General features: G+C 33.9%; 17 protein-coding genes. 6 read left to right on the forward strand and 11 right to left on the reverse strand.

The window, feature by feature from the left end; genetic code table 11:
* Window position 1 precedes the first annotated feature (1 nt).
* Both ACQQ6V_RS06990 and ACQQ6V_RS06995 read right to left on the reverse strand, forming a co-directional pair.
* The gene (locus ACQQ6V_RS06990; RefSeq protein WP_448844832.1) at window positions 2–679 is read right to left on the reverse strand and encodes a response regulator transcription factor; all 678 of its coding nucleotides are present in this window, start codon (window positions 677–679) and stop codon (window positions 2–4) included.
* Between the two features lie 104 nt (window positions 680–783).
* Window positions 784–3330 carry a phosphoenolpyruvate carboxylase gene (locus tag ACQQ6V_RS06995; RefSeq protein WP_448844833.1) on the reverse strand — a complete coding sequence of 849 codons (2547 nt, stop codon included), beginning with the start codon at window positions 3328–3330 and terminating at the stop codon, window positions 784–786.
* Window positions 3331–3451: 121 nt separating this feature from the next.
* Here ACQQ6V_RS06995 and ACQQ6V_RS14585 point away from each other — a divergent pair, with 121 nt between their 5' ends.
* Window positions 3452–3874 carry a DUF1648 domain-containing protein gene (locus ACQQ6V_RS14585; protein WP_528072283.1) on the forward strand — a complete coding sequence of 141 codons (423 nt, stop codon included), beginning with the start codon at window positions 3452–3454 and terminating at the stop codon, window positions 3872–3874.
* Here ACQQ6V_RS14585 and ACQQ6V_RS07010 read toward each other — a convergent pair.
* Window positions 3855–5342 carry an NAD(P)H-hydrate dehydratase gene (locus ACQQ6V_RS07010; protein ID WP_448844834.1) on the reverse strand — a complete coding sequence of 496 codons (1488 nt, stop codon included), beginning with the start codon at window positions 5340–5342 and terminating at the stop codon, window positions 3855–3857. The genes ACQQ6V_RS14585 and ACQQ6V_RS07010 overlap by 20 nt on opposite strands.
* Window positions 5343–5495: 153 nt before the next feature.
* Between ACQQ6V_RS07010 and mscL the strand changes: the two genes are divergently transcribed.
* On the forward strand, window positions 5496–5882 hold the full coding sequence (gene mscL / locus ACQQ6V_RS07015; protein WP_448844835.1) for a large conductance mechanosensitive channel protein MscL: 387 nt from the start codon (window positions 5496–5498) through the stop codon (window positions 5880–5882).
* 69 nt (window positions 5883–5951) lie between these two features.
* On the opposite strand, the gene ACQQ6V_RS07020 is transcribed toward mscL, so the two are convergent.
* The 4 genes from ACQQ6V_RS07020 to ACQQ6V_RS07035 all read right to left on the reverse strand — a co-directional run bounded on the left by ACQQ6V_RS07020 (window position 5952) and on the right by ACQQ6V_RS07035 (window position 11080).
* Complete coding sequence (locus ACQQ6V_RS07020) at window positions 5952–8345, reverse strand: S9 family peptidase (RefSeq protein ID WP_448844836.1); 2394 nt, start codon at window positions 8343–8345, stop codon at window positions 5952–5954.
* Between the two features lie 96 nt (window positions 8346–8441).
* Window positions 8442–9503, reverse strand: a complete 1062-nt coding sequence (locus tag ACQQ6V_RS07025; protein ID WP_448844837.1) for an agmatine deiminase family protein — start codon at window positions 9501–9503, stop codon at window positions 8442–8444.
* A gap of 1 nt (window position 9504) precedes the next feature.
* Entirely contained in the window at window positions 9505–10215 is a 711-nt protein-coding gene (locus ACQQ6V_RS07030; protein ID WP_448844838.1) for an STM3941 family protein, read from the reverse strand.
* A complete protein-coding gene (locus ACQQ6V_RS07035) occupies window positions 10205–11080 on the reverse strand; it encodes a carbon-nitrogen hydrolase (RefSeq protein WP_448844839.1) in 876 nt (291 codons plus the stop codon). The genes ACQQ6V_RS07030 and ACQQ6V_RS07035 overlap by 11 nt, the downstream gene beginning before the upstream one ends.
* 210 nt (window positions 11081–11290) lie before the next feature.
* On the opposite strand from ACQQ6V_RS07035, the gene ACQQ6V_RS07040 reads away from it, so the two are divergent.
* Window positions 11291–13429: a S46 family peptidase gene (locus tag ACQQ6V_RS07040; RefSeq protein WP_448844840.1), complete on the forward strand. Its 2139-nt coding sequence runs from the start codon at window positions 11291–11293 to the stop codon at window positions 13427–13429.
* Between the two features lie 420 nt (window positions 13430–13849).
* Window positions 13850–14623 (forward strand): T9SS type A sorting domain-containing protein, encoded by a 774-nt coding sequence (locus ACQQ6V_RS07045; protein ID WP_448844841.1) that lies wholly within the window; start codon window positions 13850–13852, stop codon window positions 14621–14623.
* A gap of 234 nt (window positions 14624–14857) precedes the next feature.
* Here the strand turns inward: ACQQ6V_RS07045 and ACQQ6V_RS07050 are convergent, their stop codons facing one another.
* Both ACQQ6V_RS07050 and pyrF read right to left on the reverse strand, forming a co-directional pair.
* On the reverse strand, window positions 14858–17671 hold the full coding sequence (locus tag ACQQ6V_RS07050; RefSeq protein ID WP_448844842.1) for an aminopeptidase: 2814 nt from the start codon (window positions 17669–17671) through the stop codon (window positions 14858–14860).
* A 131-nt stretch (window positions 17672–17802) separates the two neighbouring features.
* Window positions 17803–19161, reverse strand: a complete 1359-nt coding sequence (pyrF, locus tag ACQQ6V_RS07055) for an orotidine-5'-phosphate decarboxylase (RefSeq protein ID WP_448844843.1) — start codon at window positions 19159–19161, stop codon at window positions 17803–17805.
* Window positions 19162–19292: 131 nt separating this feature from the next.
* On the opposite strand from pyrF, the gene ACQQ6V_RS07060 reads away from it, so the two are divergent.
* Window positions 19293–20057, forward strand: coding sequence for a TIGR02757 family protein (locus ACQQ6V_RS07060; RefSeq protein ID WP_448844844.1), 765 nt, complete (start codon window positions 19293–19295; stop codon window positions 20055–20057).
* Between the two features lie 361 nt (window positions 20058–20418).
* On the opposite strand, the gene clpP is transcribed toward ACQQ6V_RS07060, so the two are convergent.
* Complete coding sequence (gene clpP / locus ACQQ6V_RS07065; protein WP_448844845.1) at window positions 20419–21102, reverse strand: ATP-dependent Clp endopeptidase proteolytic subunit ClpP; 684 nt, start codon at window positions 21100–21102, stop codon at window positions 20419–20421.
* A gap of 65 nt (window positions 21103–21167) precedes the next feature.
* The gene (gene dnaG / locus ACQQ6V_RS07070; protein ID WP_448844846.1) at window positions 21168–23093 is read right to left on the reverse strand and encodes a DNA primase; all 1926 of its coding nucleotides are present in this window, start codon (window positions 23091–23093) and stop codon (window positions 21168–21170) included.
* Between the two features lie 94 nt (window positions 23094–23187).
* Between dnaG and tsaE the strand changes: the two genes are divergently transcribed.
* On the forward strand, window positions 23188–23595 hold the full coding sequence (gene tsaE / locus ACQQ6V_RS07075; RefSeq protein ID WP_448844847.1) for a tRNA (adenosine(37)-N6)-threonylcarbamoyltransferase complex ATPase subunit type 1 TsaE: 408 nt from the start codon (window positions 23188–23190) through the stop codon (window positions 23593–23595).
* The last annotated feature ends 34 nt before the right edge of the window (window positions 23596–23629 follow it).

Genomic DNA, 23629 nt, shown 5'->3' on the forward strand with positions numbered 1-23629 from the left:
ATTAATCTTTAATCATATAGCCAACACCCTTTACAGTGTGGATAATTTTATATTCGGATTCGTCCAACTTATTCCTAACATAGGACATATAAACATCCAAAACATTGGTATTGGAGTCAAAATCTATCCCCCAGACATTCTGCATAATCTGCGTTCTAGTCACGACTTTATTCTTATTAATCAGTAAAAAATGAAGCAACTTATACTCTTTTGGCGATAGATTAAGCTCTATATTATTTTGAAAAGCTTTGTACTGTTCAGTATCTACACTCACATTATGAATCGTCAGAAGTTGCCTTTCTTCTTCTTTAAAAAATTGTCGCGTTCTTCTTGTCAGCGCATTAATCCTCGACAATAATTCTTCAAAATGAAAAGGCTTAGACAAATAATCATCCGCGCCAATATCCAAAATTTTCACTTTATCTTCTGGAGAGTTAAGCGCGCTTAAAACTAAAATCGGAGTGAAATTTTTCTTAAATCTAATCAATTGCGTCAGTTGGATACCATCAATCCCTGGCAACATAATATCCATCAATATAATATCAAATTGATAATGTTGAATAATTTCTCGAGCTTCTTCTCCCGTCTGTGCCAACTTTATGGTATGTCCATTCTCAAACAAACCTTTTACCAAAAAGTTACTGATTCTTTCGTCGTCTTCGATTAATAATATATTCACGCTAGAGTTTAATCTTTAAAGATATATTTTTATTTGAAATAAAGTTGCATTATTCATCTTTAAAAATCGAATTAAATAAAAATGAATAATGCAAAAATAAAGCATTACGCGGAGTTTCTACTCGCGTTGATATTCCCGAATAATGATCGGATTACCAACTTCTCGTAGATTTCTTTGTTCTCCGGATTTTGTTGAATTTTAATCAAAGCATATTGCTGAATGCTCAACAACGGCAAGACAATCTTTTCTCTGATTTTCACCGATTTTCTGTTAAGCGGTTCTTCTTGCATCAAAATTTTGAAACCCGTTAATTCTAACATCATGTCTTTTGACAATTCATATTCATCGAAAAGAACATTCCAAAACGCACCGAATTTCGGATTTTGTTTCATATAAAAAGTCAACGGAAAGTAAGTCTTATTCATCGACATCATAGAGTTAAGCACCAATGTCTTAAAGAAATCTGAGTTTCTGTACAAATGTTTAACTTCATCAAAACGTCCTGCATCCTTCAATTGTTGCAACGCAAAGCCAAAGCCAAAAAAGCCAGGAACATTCTGCTTTAGCTGCGACCAAGATCCCACAAACGGAATAGCTCTAAGATCTTCAAACTTAAGCGCGCCATCTGCGCCACGCTTGCTTGGGCGACTTCCGATATTGGTTTTTCCGTAATATTCTAAAGTGCTCATCTCTTGCAGATAAGGTACAAACATTGGATGCGCCTTAAGATCCGAATATTTTTGATAACTTATTTCTGCCAATTCTGACATCAAGTTTCGCTCATTATCGCTCAATTCTTTTTTAGAATTAGGGAAAACATCGTTCTCAAGTCCAGCCGTTAGAAGCTGTTCAAAGTTATATTTAGCCTGATCTTTATTACCAAAAACGCTCGTAATCGTCTGTCCTTGGATGGTAAGTTCTATCTGATTATTAGCAATAGTCTTGCCTTGCGAGGCATAGAAATCATGGGTTTTCCCACCGCCTCTTGCTGGTGGACCACCACGACCATCAAAGAAAATCACCTTAATTCCATTGTCTTCTGATACTTTAGTCAGTTGTTCTTTTGTGGTGTAAATTTCCCAATTCGCTTTGAGATAACCACCGTCTTTAGTTCCGTCAGAAAAACCAAGCATGATATATTGCTGTTGATTTCTTAATGCCAAATGTTTCTGATAAATAGGCAATTGATACAAGTCACGCATCACCGTTTCTGCATGATCCAGACCTTCCATCGTCTCGAACAAAGGGACAATATCTAAGTGAATATCTTCATCTTGGTAACCGCAAACTTTCATTAAGGCATAGACATTCATCACATCTTTTACCTCATCAGAATTAGAAATAATATATCGATGTAATCCTCGCTCACCGTTGGTTTCTTGTATCTTTTTGATATTATAAACCGTCTGCAAAGTATCTCTTACGATATCATTTTCAAAATCTTCTGGCAATACTATTTTACCAGAATTAATGAGTAACTCAAATTTCTGTTGATGTGAAAGATTTTCAACCGCTTCTGTAGATATTTTTGAAACTAAAGCATCAATAACTTGTTGATGAATTCTGCTATCTTGACGAATATCTAAAGTCGCAAAATGTGTCCCAAAAATCTTAACTCGATCTCTGTAATCGTCTAATAAATCTCGGAATAATCCCTGATGTTGTTCTACAAGTATTTTTTCTGCTTCATCTATTTTGTTTAAAATAAATTGATCCGAAATCGTATAATCTTTTTGGAAAATAGCGTTATAAAGCTCATGACTTAAGTCTTCTAAAATACTAGAAACACCTCTGAAACTCAATCTTCTTCTCAGATTCTTAAGATGTCCGTAATAACATTTAAGAATAGAAGAACGCAGTTCTTTAGCCACTTGCATAGTGACATCTGCCGTTACAAATGGATTACCATCACGGTCACCGCCTGGCCAAAACCCTAATTGAATTACATCTGGATGCGGATGAAAATGATCTGTACCAAAAACCTCCTTAATCTTTCTAAATAACTCACCAATGCTCTGATAATAAACATATCGAAGGTAATAAATAATGCTCATCGCCTCATCCAAAGGCGTTGGACGTTCTTTATTAACAAAAGGTGTCTTGCCCAATTGCTGAAGCAAAATGTCTATTTGTGTAACAGAATCACTCTGAATAGCATCTCTTAAATCATGAATAATACGCTGAACAGAATTGGGATAAAACTGCGTTGGATGCGCTGTGAAAACTACTTTTACTGCAAAATCCTTAAGTTTTTTTCTAACATCTGATAATTGCTGCGCATGTGTGGCTCTTTCGTACAGATTAGTAATTGTGCCTGCATCTGCTTCAGAATGTAACTTATGAAAAGCAGCATCCTCAATACTATCAAATAATACTACTTGGCGTTCTATATATTGAACAATCTTGAACAACAACTCAGTTTTTTGTTCCTCAGTCGTTAGGTCAGTATGTTTTTCAAAAAAAGAATTGATAATTTCTTCTGGTGATTTCCCTTTATCGTAACCTTCTTTGCTTCCTTCATATAAAAAGGGCAGCAACATCCCGATATTAGTCATCTTGTCATAAGGCAAACTCATGAACAACGAATTATAGATCTGAAACTTATTCTCAACAATTTGACGAAAAGTTTCTATTTTTTTATCATTTAGCATATAACAAATGTAAAGAATATCTTTTTTTCAAAGGGATTAAATTCTTTAATTTTATCATAATTTTGTAAACTAAATTATTTTTAATTTGTAATAATCATCTATGGAAATATTAATCCTACTTATGAATTTTATAGTGCTATTTGGGTTATTTCTTTTTACGAGTTTAACTTATAGAGACCTACCAAAACGAATACCGATTCACTTCAACCTATTCGGCGAGGTGGATAGACAGGCCCGCAAACGCTATTATTGGCTATTGCCTGTGATAGGCTTGTTAATTTTTATACTGATGACCTACGAGGACAATAATCTGCAGCATTTAACCTTAAGAGATTTTAAAATCACATCCCATTGGCAAGAAGGATTAATTAGCAGCTTTCCTTATGTTATCAATATATTAATTTTAATGCTATTGATAGACATCCAAAGCAGCATTTATAAAGTAGCTACCAAAAAAGCAGAGCGCCTTAATAAATCCTTTTGGTTATGGGTGATTCTTCTTATTGTCGCGGCTATTGTGGCATCTACTCTTGTAAAAACTTAAAGACTTTACCTAAGTTATCAATAACATCAGATGCTAATAAGCTTTCTTTAGACTGTTCTTCTAATGCAAAATCTGCAGATTTACCATGCAACCAAACTCCAAAAATAGCGGCTTCTTCTGGCGTATAACGTTGTGCTAATAATGCCGTTATTATACCTGTCAATACATCGCCACTGCCACCTTTTGCAAGACCAGAATTACCTGTATTGTTATAATAGACTTCTCCTTGTGGAGTTATAATTTGCGTATGATGTTCTTTGAGAACGATATAAATTTTATACTTTAAAGCTTTATTTATAGCTTGTTCTAAACGGTCAAATGAGTTTTGAGATTTACCAAAAAGTCTATCAAATTCTTTGGGATGTGGCGTCAAGATACTATTATTAGGTACCCAGGAAATTAAATTTTTTCTTTCTGCTAATATATTAATAGCATCAGCATCTAAAACGATAGGCTGATTGATTAGCTTTAAAAAACCCTCCAAAGCGGCAGATGCTAATTCATCACGACCCAACCCTGGACCAATACCATAAGTTCCTTTTTCTACATAATCAATAAAATTAACACTCTTATCTCCAGATAATATAAACATAGCTTCTGGAAGTAATGTTAATAAAGATTGACTAACAATTTCTGGAGCCATTGCTAAGGTATATCCTGCACCAGATCGTAAAGCGGCTTTACTAGCTAATAAAATAGCACCTGTTTTGCCGTAACTTCCACCAACTAAAATAGCCTTCCCATAATGCCCCTTATGTGAGAAATTTTTTCTTGCTTTATATATTGACTTAATCAGATCCAAACTTATAATACTTTGATGAGAATCTACATTAGAAATATATTCTTGGCTCAAATCGGTATTAAACACATGAATTTTACCACAAAAAATTCCTGTTTCTGCATGAAGAAAGCTTTTTTTATAAAATTGAAAACTTAAAGTATCATCAGCATGAAATATATTAGTATCTTCTGAAATTACATCAGGAAGAATGCCAGAAGGAATATCAATGCTAATTCTTCTATTATTAAGTTCATTAACAGCATTAACAATACTTGCCCAGACACCGCTAAGTTTTTTATTAATACCGATTCTCAAAATAGCATCTATAATAATATCATGCTCAGTTATATCACTTACATTAAACTCTTGATAATCATTAACAGCCACATTATGAGGCAACCTTTGAAAATTAACTTCAGCATCATTTGACAACTTTCTATCTTTATTAATGTATACTCTCACTTTACGATGTACATTAGATAAAAGTCTTGCTATTACCAATCCCTCACCACCATTATTACCATTACCGCAAAAAATAACAAAACTTTGACTGGAGTTTGTATTTAACAAAATCCAATCTGAATAAGCTTGAGCAGATTTTTCCATTAAGTTAATAGAAAAAATAGGTTGATTTTTTATAGTATACTGATCACACTCCTTTAATTGTGTGATATTTAGTATTTTCATTTTGTGCTATTTAAGTATTCGAAATTATAAAAAAAATATTAATACTCCACTGTATATTTACAATCTTATCTTTTTAATAATAAACTTTTAAAAAATCATTAACAAATCAATAGATAATTTTACTATTTTTGCCTCATAAATAAATAAAACACTATGGGATTTTTTAAAGAATTTAAAGAGTTTGCCGTTAAAGGAAACGTTATAGATCTTGCAGTCGGTGTAGTTATCGGTGGTGCTTTTGGTAAAATTGTTACCTCTTTGGTAGAAGATATTATCACTCCAGCAATCTTAACACCAGCTTTAAAAGCAGCTAACCTTCAGAACTTATCAGAATTAGTTGTACCTGGGACAGCCATAAAATATGGTAACTTCCTATCTGCTGCTATATCTTTTACAGTTGTTGCTTTTGCATTGTTTATCATGATAAAAGGGATTAACAAATTGAAAAAAGCAGAACCAGTTGTAGAAGAAGCGCCTGCTGGACCAACTCAAGAAGAGTTATTAGCTCAAATTAGAGATCTATTAAAGGAGAAAAATTAATTTCTTTTTAATTAAAATATAAAAAACCATCGAATAACTTCGATGGTTTTTTTGTTGAATTGATATCTGTTATTTCTTCAAACATTTTTCTAAGAATTGATCTTGCTCCCAAAGAAGGTGTAAGATATTTTCTTTAGCAAAATAGCTATGAGATTCTTTTGGTAATAATACCATTCTCACGGGCGCACCAAGATTTTTCAAAGCTTGGAAATAACGTTCTGTTTGCAACGTAAAAGTCCCTGGATTATTATCCGCTTCTCCATGTACCAAAAGCATTGGCGTTTTCATTTTATTAGCATTCATGAAAGGAGACATTTCATTATAAATATTAGGAACATCCCAATAATTACGCTGCTCACTTTGGAAACCAAATGGCGTTAACGTTCTGTTATAAGCGCCACTTCTAGCGATACCACAAGCAAATAAATCCGAATGTGTTAATAAATTAGCCGTCATAAAAGCACCATAAGAATGTCCACCAACAGCCACTTTCTTGCGATCAATATAACCCAATTTATCCACCGCATCTATTGCTGCTTTACCATCTGCAACCAATTGCTCGATAAAAGTATCATTAGGCTCAGTCTTACCTTCGCCAATAATTGGGAACGATGCATCATCTAATACAGCATAACCTTTAGCCGTCCAATAGACAAAAGATCCATAATACGGAAAAGTGAATTCGTTAGGATTTTTATCATTTTGTCCCGCTGTATTTTTGTCTTTATATTCTGCTGGATAAGCCCAAATTAACAATGGCAGCTTATCTTTTTTATTGTAACCAGCTGGCAAATAAAGTGTACCAGAAAGATCTACGCCGTCATTTCTTTTATAATGAATCACTTCTTTAGAAACATCTTTAATACTCACAAAAGGATTAACAAATTGCGTTACTGGCGATAATTTCCCTGATTTAAAATTTTTAACGTAATAATTAGGATACTCATTTTTGGATTGCTCACGGACTAAAACTTCGTTCTTTTTAACATCCAAAATATCAATCAACTCTTCTTTTTTTCCTTTAACATTGGAAGTATAAAGTCTTGATGTTTTAAGTGTTTTCCAATCGAAAGCATCAATAAAAGGGAATTGTCCTTCTTTGGTATAACCATCGCCAAGAAGATAAGATTTTCCGTTTTCTATATCAATAACATTTCTACCGAATTCATTTTTTTTAGTTTGAAAACTACCCGGATTACTGTAGATATCTTGAGAATTTCTCTCAGAGATCAATTTTGTTTCGCCCGTAGAAGGATTAAGAAACTGTGTTCTAAGACTTCTTGTATCGTACCAAGAATCTGCTACCGTAGCGTGCGTATCGTCCGCCCACTCTATGCCAGCGTAGCGATCTTTAACTTTAACTAAGGATTTTGGAGCATTGCTGAAAGGCGCTTCCCAAGTAAAAACTTCATCTCTATAGTCTACTTTATTAGCAGGATCTCCACCATCTAATGCTTGAACGAAATACAAAGTAGCTGGCTTATCTGCTCTCCAAGTCATATTTCTTTTTCCTTGGCGCACCGCAGAAAAACCTTTCGGCATAATTTCGGTTAGAGGGATTTCGTTTACTGTTTTAATTTCCTTTCCAGATTCGTCATAGACAGTGCTCGTCATCGGAAATCTCGATAATGGTACGATGTAAGAAAATGGTCTTTTTATGGTGGTAATATTGATATACTTTCCGTCTGGAGAAAAGCCTTGCCCAGCATACATATCAGCTTTTTTAAATAAAGTAGATCCGCCGTTAACATCAATTTTATATAATTCTGAAGTGACTAAGGTTTCAAAATTTTTCTCATCTTGTGGATTTTTTAACAAATCTTGATACGTTCTGTTTTGAGACACTTTACCATCTCCTGTAGAAACTGTTGGTCCTGTCGGAAGATTTTTTTTATCGTCTAACAGCGCAGGTCGATTAGTAACCAATTGATTAACCAACAATGCTTTAGAATCTCTAAACCAAGAATAAGGCGATCCCATATTGGCGTTAAGATTATCAGCAGAAAGTTTTTTAGCTGTTGCCGTAGCGAGGTCTACAATCCACAACTCCACACCTTTTGCTGTTGTGTTAGTGAATGCTAAAGATTTCTCATCTGGAGAAAAGTTGAAGTAAGACAATTTAGCATTCTGAGGAAGACCTTTGACCTGAACTTCGGATTTATCTTTAAACTTTTTAATTTTAAGATTATCAGAATAAGTAATTGTGCTAGAAATATTGGTAACAGGATTAAGGCGTAAACCTCCTAATTTTATTTCATCCTGATTAAGATCATCTAGAGTTTTATAAGTTGGTCTATATGATAAAACAACCCATTCTCTCTTGCTATCCATCATAATAGATGGAGGACGCTCATAATCTGCCAATTGTAATATTTCGGCAGAAGGTTTTTGGTAAGTGACATTTTCTTGAGCAAAAGCAAAAGATCCCGCAACTAGCATCAAAATACTAAATCTATTCTTCATAAAACTTTATTTCTTCGAAATTAAGAATTATTAATGACCTATAAAAACGAAAAGCGCCCAATAGTGGACGCTTTCTAATATTTTAAATATTGGTTTTTACACCAAAGGCTCTTGCTGACTCAGACAATGGAAACTACCAAGTCCCCAAATAATATCCGTAGAATCAATACCAACAACTCGTCTTGTTGGGAAACAGTCTTGGATAATATCTAAAGCTTTTTGATCTTTATCACAATTATAAGTTGGTACAATCACCGACTCATTGGCGATATAAAAATTAGCATAAGACGCTGGCAAACGCTCTCCATCACAATATACAGGATCTGGCATTGGCAACTCAATCACATTAAGCGGGCGACCATCTAACAGTTTCATTTCTTTCAATTGTCGAAGGTTAACTTGTAACAATTCATAATTATCATCTTCTACGTTATCCTCAACTACCGTTAAGACTGTATCTTCATTAACAAATCTAACCGTATCATCTATATGACCATCTGTATCATCACCAACAATCCCATCTTCTACCCAAAGCACTTGCTGTTGCCCGTAATATTTTTTAATATAATCTTCGATTTCTTCTTGCGACAGATGTGGATTTCGGTTTTCATTAAGAAGACATGATTTGGAAGTTAAAATCGTCCCAGCACCATTAAATTCTACCGAACCGCCTTCCATAATAATACCAGGATAAAGCACCGGAACACCTTTTTCTTCTGCTATTTTGGTTGGAATAACATCATCATTTTCGAAAGGAGGATATTTTCCGCCCCAAGCGTTAAAGCCCCAATCTACAATAATCTTCTTGGGTTCTTCGCCATTTTTATTCACTAAGAAAGCAGGTCCATGATCACGACACCAAGCATCATTGGTTTCGTTAAAATAAAACTCAACTTTAGAAATATCAGCTCCTGCTTTAGAAATATGTTCCATCGCGAAAGCTTGCATTTCTTGATCCTTGACATTGATGCATACAAATTCGCCTTTAGTTAATTCTGCAATAAACTTCGCGTAAGCAGGATAAATCAAATGAATTCTATCTGGCCAAGACGCTTCTTTGTGCGGCCAAGACAGCCAAGTTGCTTCGTGCTCTTCCCATTCTGCTGGGAAGGTATAATCTGAAATATTGATATTTTGAGTAATATTATTGTTGTTCATTTTAATTTTTAATATTTAGATTCCTTTTTAAAAAATTTAAAATTTCTTCAATCGAAAATTTAGTCATCTTAGCAGATATACTAATTGGAGTTCCTACTAATCTATAATTTACATTCTTAAAAAATCCTTTCTTTATATATTTTTCGGGGTTATTAACGTATATTAGAATATATTCATTAGACAAAAATTCATGTTTGGTTATTAACTGAATTTCATCTTTTGGTAAAATCACCTTCTTATCTCGTAAAAAACCAACTTGAATCTCTATCGTAGTAGATGTAACTACTATAAGCTTTCGTTTTATCGTAATTAATTTCCAGAAAGATGCAATGAGAATTAATCCAAAAAAAGCGATACAGATAATTCCTATTACTGTTTCATAACTCATTTTTATCCAATGAAATATGCCACTATAAAACAATAAAATTCCACCAGAAATTACAAAAACTAAACTTCCTAAAAAATAAAAAAATATTTTCCTTTTGCTTTCGTATATGATTGTCGTTTTCTCATCTATTAATTTCTTTGAACCAAAATCATTTTTTAGTAAAAAATAAACAATCCCGCCGCCGCCAAAAAAAATCAGATTAAATAATCCTATAATAAACTTTTCTTCAGAATCATTTTTAAATAATAAATAAATGGATGCAACAGAAAAAAATAAAAAAATGATATAGATAAATATATCTTTTTTATTTGTTCTAATCTTCATCAATAAAACGTTTGGTAATCGGCGAATAAGTTTCGATTCTTCTATCACGAAGGAAAGGCCAATGCTTTCTCATAAAATCAGTTTCTGCCAAATCCACTTCTGTTACCACTACTTCTTCTTGATCGTGAGATGCGAGGTACAATAATTTACCTTGTGCGTTGGTTACAAAACTTCCGCCCCAGAATTTCATAGCACCATCTTGCTCAAAACCTACTCTATTAACAGATACAACAGGCAATCCGTTAGCAACAGAATGAGAACGTTGTATCGTCTGCCAAGCATTGTATTGATCTTGGTTAGTTTCTTCATCTTGATCCGTTGCCCAACCAATTGCTGTTGGATAAAAAAGAATATCTGCGCCCATTAATGCTGTAATTCTTGATGCTTCTGGATACCACTGATCCCAACAAATTAGCACACCAACTTTCCCGAATTTTGTATTGAATATCTTATAACCAAGATCTCCTGGTGTAAAGTAGAATTTCTCATAGAAAGCAGGATCATCAGGAATATGCATTTTGCGATATTTCCCTAGATAAGTGCCATCTGCATCTATTATAGCTGTAGTATTATGGTATAAACCTGCGGTTCTTTTCTCGAATAATGACGCAATAATCACAACACCTAATTCTTTAGCAATTGGCGACAATGCATCTGTAGAAGGTCCTGGGATAGTTTCTGCCAAATCAAAATTATCATAATCTTCTACATCACAAAAATACAAAGACGTAAATAACTCTTGTAAACATACAATCTGAGCGCCTTTGGCTGCCGCTTCTCTTATCTTAACGATGGCTTTGTCTAGGTTTTCTTGTTTGTCCTTAACACAAGACATCTGTACTGTACCAATTTTTACTTTTGACATTGTTTTGTTTTAAATGATCTACAAAATTACAAAAATCGATTGACAAAACAGAATCTAAAACTAGCCCCGATTGTAGTGAAAATCCTACTGGCTGAGAGGCTATGCCGAAGCCAGTAGATTGCAACGAAAAGCGGGAAAAAGCTCCTACAAAACCCGTTGAATTCTGTTAACTGAAAAATTTGTAAATTAGCTCAATTTTAAATTTTAGAAATGAAAAGAAACATTCTTTTATCGGCTATTATTCTACCTGCTGTTATGGCATTTGCCCAACAGAACGGCGGAATGTGGATCCCTACAGAACTTAATGAAAAGGAAATGAAAGACTTAGGAATGAAAATCTCTGCAAAAGATATTTTCAATCCTGCGAAACCAAGTATTAAAGATGCCGTGGTACAGTTTGATGGTGGTTGTACTGCCGAGATTATTTCTGGACAAGGTCTATTACTGACTAATCACCATTGTGGTTATGACAATATACAATCGCACTCTACAGTAGAAAATGACTTGCTGACCAATGGTTTTTGGGCAAAAAATACACAAGGCGAATTGCCTAATCCTGGTGTTACTGTAGATTTCATCGTTGATATCAAAGAAGTTACTTCTGAAGTTTTGGCAAGTACCAATGGTCTTTCTGGTAAAGATCTTGATGCTAAGATTAAACAAAATACAGATGCCTATATCAGCGCTCAGAAAACAGAAAATTATCAGAAAATTACTGTTAAATCTATGTATTATGGTAATAAATATTACGCTTATATCATAGAAACTTTCAAAGATATTAGATTGGTTGGCGCACCACCACAAAGCATAGGGAAATTCGGTAGTGATACTGACAACTGGGTGTGGCCAAGACATACGGGAGATTTCTCTATGTTTCGTATCTATGCTGACAAAAACAACAAACCTGCAGAATATTCTAAAGATAATATCCCGTATACGCCAAAGCATTTCTTACCGATTTCTATTAAAGATAAGCAAGAAAATGACTTTACGTTTGTATTCGGATTTCCTGGTAGAACGACAGAATATCTACCGGCAGTTGCTGTAGAAAAAATCATGAATGAGACAGATCCAGCGATGGTTTCTGTGCGTGATGTGACTCTTAAAGTTCTGGACGAAAAAATGAGAACAGACGATGCAACAAGAATTAAGTACGCTTCTAAATATGCAAGAATTGCTAACGCTTGGAAAAAATGGATCGGCGAAGTGGAAGGTCTTAAAAAATCTAATGCTGTTGGCAAAAAACAACAATATGAACAAAGTCTGATTGCTAAAAATCCAGCGATTAAATCGACGATTGATGGCTTAAATAAAGCGTATAACGACCAAGCTCCTTATGCACTTAACCGTTCTTATTACAGCGAGTTGCCAAGAAATGCAGAAACTTTGGCTTTAGGTAGTTTGTTTTCTAGCTATGTTGAAGCCGTAGAAAATGGAACGGCTAACCAAAAATCCCTTGAAAATCTTAAATCCAGACTTACAGAAATATATAAAGATTACGAAGGTGATCTTGATGCTAAAGTAACCGCTAAAGTTCTAGCACTGTATGCTAATAAAACGCAAGCTCAATTCTTACCAGCAGGTTTTGATAAGTTTAAAGATGCTAACATGAATCTTAACACCATTGAAAATTGGTCTAAAAATTCTGTGATCACAGGACGCGGAACCATTAACGGTGCAACGGTTTACACAGATATTAATAAAGTATTTGCTGATCAAAATGCTTTGGTTCAAAATCTAAAGAAAGACCCATTAATCCAGCTATGGTTAAACATCAGAAATACTTACGCAACCAATACGCAACCTAAAGTTACTGCGTTACAAGCGGATATTGATGCCTTGCAAAAGAAATTTATGGCGCAACAAATGGAAACTGATAAGGACAGAAAATTCTTCCCGGATGCCAATTCTACCCTGCGTGTAACTTACGGAAAAGTAAAAGGATCTAATCCTAGAGATGCTGTTAACTACGGTTACCAGACACATCTCGCTGGTGTTATGGAAAAATATATTCCAGGTGATTACGAATTTGACGTGCCTAAAAAATTAATCAATCTTTACAATTCTAAGGATTACGGTATCTACAAAGACAAATCTGGTGACGTACCTGTTAACTTCACAGCAACCAATCATACAACTGGTGGTAACTCAGGAAGTCCTGCTTTGGATGCTTACGGTAACTTAATTGGGCTTAACTTTGATAGACAATGGGAAGGTACAATGAGCGATATTAACTTTGACCCTAGATTCAGTAGAAATATCATGGTTGATACCAAATATATTCTCTTTGTGGTAGACAAATTTGCAGATGCTAAATGGCTTCTTAATGAAATGAAAATCATTAAGTAATCATTCTGACATATTATTAGTATAATGCCAAAGCTAGATGCTTTGGCATTTTTCATGTAGCAATATTTAGAATAAATGCAAGCAATTTCGTTTTAATTTTTATTAACTTATTTGTAATATTAAAAATATAATATTGTCATAAAAGGTATTAAATTTGCAATATATTTAAAACAAATAAAAAAAATAACCATTATCACTTATGGATAATGTTAAACAAAAAAATAAGTAATAGTAAAATTTAAGCTGAAAACATCTATTAGGCTTAAATCAACAATTACAATAAAACTGAAATAGTTATTATGTTTAATACATCAAATAAATAATAATTAAAAAAAATGTTAATTATTTGATAAAAATAATTCCAGTTCGTTTTTTTTGTTATCTTAGCAACCCTTATAAAACAATTAAAATTTTAATAAAATGAAACAAATTTTTACTATTTTAGGAGTATCTGCAGCAATGTTTGCATCTGCTCAAACCAGCTTATTTAACGGTTCTGATTTTAACAATTGGGATACTTTTTTAGGAAGTCTAGATAGCAATGGCCTTAAGTATGCTGTAAAAGCAGACGGACAAGGAGTTGGAGGATCAACTGCTTTGCTTATCAACAGTAGCAATGCAACTCAAAATGCTTATATGATGACTGTTAATTCTGGTCTTAATACAACTGGCATCAAGTCAATTTCTTTAAAAGTAAAAGGTAACTCCGGAGGTGTTTCTTTCAATATTGGAAATAAATTCTTCAATGTACCTGCTAATGTAACATCTAATGTAACTTTATCAGCTACAGGATCTAACCTTTATACAGGAAGTATCGCTGCTGCAGATTGGATTACTATCACTTTAGATTTAACTGGTGTTACATTTGGTGCTAATGGGCCATTCTCAATCAAATTACAAAAAGCATCAAGTCCTAACTTATTAGTTGACGATATCGTTGCTGATGGTGTACTTGCTGTAGGTGATGTTAACGGTGCTAAAGCTAGCTTAGTTAAAAATACTATCGTTGCTAACGAAATCATCTTTGGAGAAGCTGCTAAAGTAACTGTTACTAACATGGCTGGTCAAGTTGTTAAAACTGCTGACGTTGCTAAAGATGCTAGACTTAATGTATCTGAGCTTGCTAAAGGAACATATATCGTAACTGGTACAGTTAATGGTAAGTCTGTTTCTCAGAAAGTTATCAAAAAATAATCTTATTTTTTAGAAATACTAAAGGCTTCTCGTTTTCGGGAAGCCTTTTTTTATTTCAATCTTTAACGTAAATTTTTATTTCTATAACTAAATTAGATCGTAGTGGCAATACTCTAGCCCGGATGGAAACGACATCCTTTTCTGTGCGAATGAGGCAGCGAAGCGAAGCGGAGCCGTCCGAATGAGCGCAGTAAAGATACAGTGGACAGCGGGATTAAGCTCCAAATAACCTTACTAATAAACACCTCGCCTAAGGTTACCAACTAAAGAACCTAGATTAAAAACTAAAGTATATCTAATTCTGGAAGCATAATCTCTAAATGAAGGCTCGAATCCCAACGATGATTGGACAGGAAAATAAATCTCTAAGAAATCAGGAATCAGTCGTAACTTAACACCAGAATCCCAAATAAAATGTGGGTCACGATATTTGTTTTTATACAACCCGAAATCCGCATATACATTAAACATCTTCCATACGTGTCCATCTACATTAACCGCTCCAATCCATTGATTAACACTTTGGTTAAATCGAGATTTAAAACCTCCTTCCGCTAATACAAATTGCTGAGATAATACGCCTGTGGTAGCACTCTGCCCTAATAATCCATAAGAAAAAGCATAATTAGAAACTTTAGAAACACCATAATTAAAAAGCGAATTCTGTGTGGTATTTGACATAAAAAAACCACCATAAAATCTAAAACTCACTTTTTTGTGAGCCGCATACTCCCAGCGGTAATAAGCTTCCGTAGATATTTTTTGGAAATCTTCCATCCACTGAAAGTTAGCATTAATACTTTTTTCATGGATCAACCCATTGTCAGCATAACTGTAACCAATATTCCAAAGGTTATATTTCCCGTACTCTTTGTTTTTAATTCTTATTGCATCAAGATCCTTTTCGAAATAGCCATAGGAGAAATAAAGACTTCTACCTATTGCACTTCTAGGATCTTTACTAAGATTAACATTAGTAAAAAGGTTAATCCTACGATAAGCTAAATTATAATCGTAATGATAATAAGAAGCAGATGCCCCAACTTGCCAACTTCTAAAAAAACTATCTGCAGGCATAAAGCTATAAGAAACTCCACTAGATCCAGTCAAACTCCCTGTTTTTGTACTATAATACGGAGAAATAGAATATACAAATTTCTGATCAAAAATACCTTTGTTAATAAAATTAGCTCCTAGCAACAATCCATCATAGGCGTTAAAACTAAATCTAGGACTTACAAAAATCTCATTATACTCAGGGTTAGGAATATCTTTTATAAGCTTAAATTTTATCCTTTTCATATTAGAGAAAAGTCCTTTTGTATACAGATAATTGTCCCTAAAGTTAGTTTCTGGGAAAGAATATTCGTCGTTAACAACTATTTTATCCGCATTAGAATCTTTAATTTGATAAAAATCTACCGACTTATCTGCATGCATCCATTCGGTTTGTTTCTCGCCATTTTCTTGTTCTGTTTCTAATTTAAAAGGTAAACTAAATGCTGCTTTCTTAGAAATTTTAACCTGAAAATCGTCATCTACTTTTTTATAATTTCTGATATTGAAATTAATTCTAGACTTCTCAGACATCATCGGTTTCAAGAAATCTGTATTTTTTTGAGAAAAATTATTTAAGGCTATCAAGAAATCATCACCTAAAACTTTCTGTCCGTTATGCTCAAGAATATAGGATTTTAAAAATTGATTAAACTGATCTTTTCCTATTTTTTCTGATATAAAATTGAATAATGTACCTGTTTCAAAATGGCTAATCGCCGTCGTATTGAAATTACTTAATTTCTCATAAGGCAACAAGATTTTTTGTTCTAGATTTTGAGTCAAAATATATTGATAAGCCAGACCGTAACGTTCTTTCAGCTTGATATCAGACGCATGAAAGATCTTTAATGGCTTCATTCCAAAGACTTTCGCATTATCTGGTAAGTTGCCTAACAATTTTTGATTAGGATAAAAACTTTGCAAATACTGCATTTCTAGATAAGTTTTAATTCCGTTTTTCAGCCAATGATCTTCTTGTTTGTTAGTTACAAAAGCATCATTAATACAAGCTTTAGACAAAATACTAAAGTAATTAAGATCCGTCTTTTCTGCCTCTGAAAAAAGTTTATAATGAAACATCCAAAACTTAACATCTTCAATACCGATAAATTTTTCTCGGTCTTTAAATTTTTCTGAAATAAAAATTTTAGATGGTAGTATGCCTATTTTTTCTTTGATAAATTTAAGCTGAAGCATCAAATAAAACTCCATATCCTGTCGTTCTTGTGCCGTAATATTATAACCTAACTGCACATTAACAGTCTGATTTTCTATTTTAATTTTAAAAAAAGGATAATCCTGTGGCGCAATAATAAACTCCGGATCGTTGACAGAAACGCCTTCAAATTCTTGATGATTAATTTTGTTAAGATTAGATTCGGCGATAAAAAACTTAGGAAGCTGCAACTTTACCAACCAATAAGTATTAGAATTGAGGTTTTGTTCTATATCCAAAAAATATTTGGGCGTCTGCGCTTCATCTTCAAAAGTATCTGTCGTGATGAAAAAATATTTTAGAGCAACTTCATAATTAGACGTACCGTAACCTGTAAAGGTTTTTAGCGGAAGCGTTAGTTGATAATTAAGTTTAATTTTAACAGACTCATTCGGTTTTAATTCTTTATTTAAAGGAATGAAAAAATTCTCATCGTCTAAGTCAGCAAGTTCGGTTTGTTGAGTAGAAATCTGATAAGAAAGATTGTCTAACTTCCCTAATTGAGAAGGTTTAGCAAAGTATAAATCTCTTTTTCTATCTTCTAGTTTTCTCTTAAGTAAAGGTGTTTTTCTATTTTTATACGCTGCAATCCAGTTTTGAAGTTTCACTTTATTAATCGGAAAATCATGTGGATTATGATATATAATTTCTTGACTTACAAGAAGCGTTCGTCTGTTATCAGAAAGTTTTGCATCAATATAAATACTGTCTTGTTGCGCAAAACACCACATTAAAGATTGTAGAATAAATAAGGCGGTCAAAAATTTCTTCATCAGGACATTCGATATGAGTCAAAACTACTAAAAATCCCCGAATTAATAAGATATTTATAGCAAAAAACGACTTCCTTTTAAGATTAATAATCCTTCAGAAAGTCGTTAATATTTTAAATTAAAAGCTAATTTTATAAAGCGTTTTGGTAAGCTTCCCAGCCAGCCATTTTGTAGCGCAAAGCTTCTTGTTCTGGATTTTCTGCTTTATAAATACCGCGCCCAACAATAATAAAGTCTGTATGATAATTAGAAATTACCTTTTCTGGCGTGTTATATTGTTGTCCTTTGTCATCTCCTTTTGCAGAAAGATTAACGCCAGGCGTCATTAGAATTAGATCATCCGGAATTTCATTTTGTGCCACACAAGCCATTGCATTAGGATGAGATTGGATAATCTTAAGCGCTTCTTCTCGGTAATGCGCATCGGTTAACGTGCCTTTAGAAGACATCCCTAAAATTGCGACAACACCTACATTATGGAAGCCGTCCAAACTCTGACTACCGCCGATAACCTGCGCCGTCACAAGATCTGCCCAATTAGAAATTTTGTAAATTCCGTATGAAAATTGCAGCTCTTGCGTATTACCGATATCCGCGAACTTTCTATCTTCCATAATTAAGAAGTTATGCTTCTGAGCCAAGTCTTTTAGAGGTAAAATTGTTGTATCAGGATCAAAATCTGTTAAAACATCAATATGCGTCTTAAGCGCCACAATATGCGGTCCAACCATATCCGCAAAATCTAACAGTTCTTGAGTCGTCAATATATCTGCGGAAGCAATAAGATTAGAATTCTTTTCGATGGCAATTTCTAAGAGTTTTTTCCCAACGCTGTGTTCTACTTTCTCTAATTTTTCTTCGTAAGATAGTTTCTTTTTCTCCTCAAATTGTACCGGATTATTTTGTAAAAAGTCATTAATTCTCGTCACTTCTTCATCGGTAAGATAGTCGATATCTTTTAGGATTTCTACAACTTCAGAAATTTTAAACAAAGTATGAACTCTATAACCTTTGGCTTCTAATTTTTCTTTTCCGCCTTGCTCTCTGTCTAGTACAACAACAATATCAGAGACATTAAGCCCTTCATTTTCTACCTCAGCAATGGTCTCAAAAAGAGATTTGCCAGACGTAATCACATCTTCCACAAGCAGACAATTATCGCCTTTTTTATAAATGCCTTCAATCAGTTTTTTAGTTCCATATTCTTTAGCCTCTTTTCGTTTGATAATTAACGGAATGTAACTTTCTAAAGACATCGCCGTTGCCATTGGCAATGCTGCATAAGGCACACCACAGATCACATCAAAGTTATCCAACGGCAACATATCCAACAGATAATTAGCTAAGTTTTTAAGAATTTTAGGCTCTGATGCCAATGGTCTTAGATCGACATAAAAAGGACTTTCGATGCCACTTTTCAGGGTAAATCGCCCAAACTTAATAATGCCTAATTGATAGCATTCTAAAAAAAAATCTTTCTTACTTTCCATTTTTACTTTTTACTTTCCTACAAAGTTAAAATTTAATATTGAAAGCGAAAAGCAATGTAAAGTTGTATTTTTACAATCTGAAGTTATTTTAAATAAATTCAATCATCTGACATTTAATCTTTATCAAAAAAATGCTGCATCAAAATATCATTGATCTTCTTAATGAAAAAGCGGAGTTCTACAACCAAAAATCCTTTATAGAAAATGATCCAATCTCTATTCCGCATCGTTTTGAGAAAATCCAGGATATAGAAATATCTGCTTTTTTGTCAGCGAGTATCGCCTGGGGAAACCGAAAATCCATCATCCAAGATGCCGAAAAAATGCTGAGCTGGATGGATGATTCTCCACATGATTTCATGATGAATTTTACCGAAAAAGATTTGGCTCAATTCCCTGACAAAGCAGTGCATAGAACTTTTCATGCTGAAGATTTTAAATATTTTCTAAGACAATTTCAAAAAATATATAAAGAGCAAAATTCTTTAGAACATTTATTTTTAGTTAAAGAGGACGAAGTCAATTTTTATCACGCTATAGAACGTTTTAGAAATCAATTTTTGTCAGAACCGCATCGTGCGCACAAACACGTAAGTTCGCCTTATAAAAATTCGGCTTCTAAAAGATTGATTATGTTTTTGCGATGGATGGTGAGAAAAGATCATAAAGGCGTAGATTTTGGTATTTGGAAAAACATCGATGCGAGACATCTCTCTATTCCGTTGGATGTTCATACGGCAAATATCTCCCGAAAACTTGGACTTCTTACCAGAAAACAAAACGACTGGAAAGCCATCGAAGAACTGGATCAACAGATCAGACTCTACAATCCCGAAGATCCTGCCATCTATGATTTTGCCTTATTCGGATTGGGCGTTAGTAAGGAGTTGGAATAAAAAGAAGCGACTCTTTAGAAGCCGCTTCAATAGATAATTCATCTCATTTTTTAGTTAAAGACCAAGAAAAAAGGACAGCCGACGTATGCTGTCCTTAAATTTTATATCAAATCTAATGATGTTCTTTGGAGAATAAAATAGTAATGTTTTCAAGTGTTTACTTTTCTTCTATAGTAAATTTAGAAATTATTTCCTCAACATAAATTAACTCAATATTAAATTAAAAGTTATCCACAATTAATTGTTAGTAAACTATTAACAACTCGTTAGCTAATTGATTTACAACAATAAGTTTTCCACAATCAAGTCAAAAAAAAATCCTCAGCTAATTACCGAGGATTTTATATTTAATTAAAGAAAACTATTTATCCGTTTTTCTTTCTAATACTTCATCTACCATCCCGAAGCCTTTAGCTTCAGAAGAAGTCATCCAATAATCTCTATCAGACGCTTTCTCTACCCAATCATAATCTTGACCAGAATGATGAGAAATAATATCGTATAATTCTTTTTTAAGTTTCAACATCTCTCTAAGGTTGATTTCCATGTCTGAAGCCACACCTTGCGCACCACCAGAAGGCTGGTGAATCATCACGCGAGAATGCTTAAGTGCAGAACGTTTTCCTTTTTCGCCCGCAACCAAAAGTACCGCACCCATAGACGCCGCAATACCGGTACAGATTGTCGCAACATCCGGCTTAATAATCTGCATTGTATCATAAATCCCAAGACCAGCGTACACGCTACCACCTGGAGAATTGATGTAAATCTGAATATCCTTAGAAGGGTCAGAACTTTCTAAAAACAATAGCTGAGCCGTCACAATATTCGCAACTTGGTCATCTATCCCAGTTCCTAAAAAGATAATACGATCCATCATTAGACGTGAGAAAACGTCCATCTGTGCAACATTCATACGACGTTCTTCCATAATGTAAGGCGTCAAATTGGTTGGATTAAAATGTCCCATATATTGATCGGTTGCTAGACCGTTGATCCCTTGGTGCTTAACCGCGAAATCTCTAAATTCTTTCTTTAAGTCCATATAATTGGTATTTTTTCTGTATTGTTTTTGCAATAATTGTTCCTTTGCTAAAATAAGTCATTATGTCATAAAATCCTAAACAACTTAGCATCCAATTGATTTTTGAATGTCATTAATTTTATAATATGCTGATAGACATCGTCTTTATTCTCGTAACTATCCAATTGATTTTTGAGGTCCTCAACAAGTTTTACAATATATTCTCGCTTATGTCTAAGCACAATATCTTTGACCAGCTTCTGTACAACTTCTTCTTCTTTGCTAAAGTAAATATTAAACTTAGACCAATCACTCGTATCGTAAGGATTAATCATAGTATCAGCCATCTTACCAGAAATCTCATCATCCATCAACGTAAAAAAGAAATTGCCAGATCTCAACTCATTTTCTTGAAGTCCTAATCTAATTTCTCTGATGATTTTTTGATTAATCTCGGTCTGGATTTCGCAGTCATCTTCTTCTAAATGATGTAAAATTGTCTGAATCACCGTAGTTTCATATTTGTTGCCATCTGCATCACTTTCTTCTAAAATAAAATCCCCGAATTTCAGCATCAACTCCACCAACTTGTCTTCTAATAAAATTAAAGGATTGATGGACAACTCTGGTTCTTTAACTACTTCTAGCTTAATCTGTTGAGATTGTTCTTTTTGAAGTTTCGGTTTAAAATCCTGATTTTTAGAATCTTTCTGAAGTTGAAGCTCATTAAAAAGATTCTGCTCACTTAATTGAAACTGGGTTGCAACCTGCTTTAGATAAATTTCTTGTTTTAATCCATTGGTGACAAATGCGACAGACTTTACAATTTCGCGGATCGCTTCGGCTTTTTTTATCGGATCACTTCCTGTTTCGCGGAAGAGAATTTCGGCTTTAAAGTCGATAAAATCTTTAGCATTTTCTCTAATAAATTTCTCCACATAGTCTTGCGGATGTTTTCTAGAAAAACTATCGGGATCATCGCCGTCAGGAAAAAGAGCAATCCTAATATTCATGCCTTCTGACAACAGCATATCAATACTTCTAAAACTCGCCTTGATCCCAGCAGCATCACCATCAAAGAGAATTGTGACATTCTCCGTAAGACGCTTGATTAACTTAATCTGCTCTACCGTTAACGCCGTGCCAGAACTTGCCACCACATTCTCTAATCCTGCCTGGTGCAGCGCAATAACATCCATATAACCTTCTACCAAAAGGCAATGATTATGTTTAGAAATCGCTTGTTTTGATTGGTATAATCCGTATAGAACGTTTGATTTATGGTAAATCTCAGTTTCTGGAGAATTGAGATATTTAGCCGTTTTAAGATTATTATTGAGAATACGTCCGCCAAAGCCCAATATTCTACCCGAAAAACTATGAATCGGAAACATCACACGCTCTCGAAAACGATCTATCCCGTTAGGTGCATTTTCTGGGAAAATAGACAAGCCTGATTTCTCCAAAGTTTCTTTGTCATAGCCTTTCTCCAAAGAAAACTTAGTAAAAGCATCTTTCTTCTCCGGCGAATAACCCAACTGAAACTTCTTAATAATATCCTGACGAAGTTCTCGCTCTTTAAAATAAGATAATCCAATCTGCCGACCTTCTTCTTTCTCCCAAAGTTGATCGATAAAATAATCATTGGCAACTTCATGAATCTTAAAAATTAAATCTTTCTGATTACGTTGTTGCTGCTGTTCTACAGACATCTCTACAATATCTTCTTCTACAGAAATACCGTATTTTTTAGCTAAATATCGGAGTGCTTCCGGATAAGAAAAACCTTCGAGTTCTTTAAGAAACGTAATAACGCCGCCACCTTTTCCGGAAGAAAAATCCTTGAAGATCTGCTTACTTGGCGATACAATAAAACTTGGTGATTTCTCATCCACAAAGGGACTCAGACCTTTTAGGTTAGAGCCAGCGCGTTTTAGTTGTACATATTCTCCGATGATTTCTTCGATTCTTGCTGCGGCAAAAATCTTATCTATTGTATCTTTGGTTATCACTTGACAAAGTTAAGAAGTAATTTTAAATTTCAGTTTTAGAACAAGCATTTTATAGATCAACAATAAAACTTTATTTTTGCACCAAATAAAAAATATGGAATTTAAAATTCAACATATTGAAGAATGGGACGACATTGTAGAGAGAATCATCCCCAATATCACAAAACCGATTTTGTTGCTTAGAGGTAATCTTGGCGCTGGGAAAACGACTTTCAGTCAACATCTTGTAAAAGCTTTAGGCAGCGATGACGAGGTAACATCACCGACTTACTCCATCGTTAATGAATACCAATCTCCAAAAGGAAAGATTTTTCATTTCGATTTATATAGATTAAAAAATATAGAAGAAGCATTTGATTTCGGAATTGAAGAATATCTTGACAACGCTTTTTTCTGTATTATTGAGTGGCCAGAGATCTATGAACCCGAACTTTTGCAAGAAGAATACCATGAAATGGACATTTTCAATAACGGAGAATCTAGAGAAATTACATTTAATTAAGCCATTTCACAACTACTAAAAGTTGCTTACCTTT

The organism is Chryseobacterium electrogenes (genome assembly GCF_053553015.1).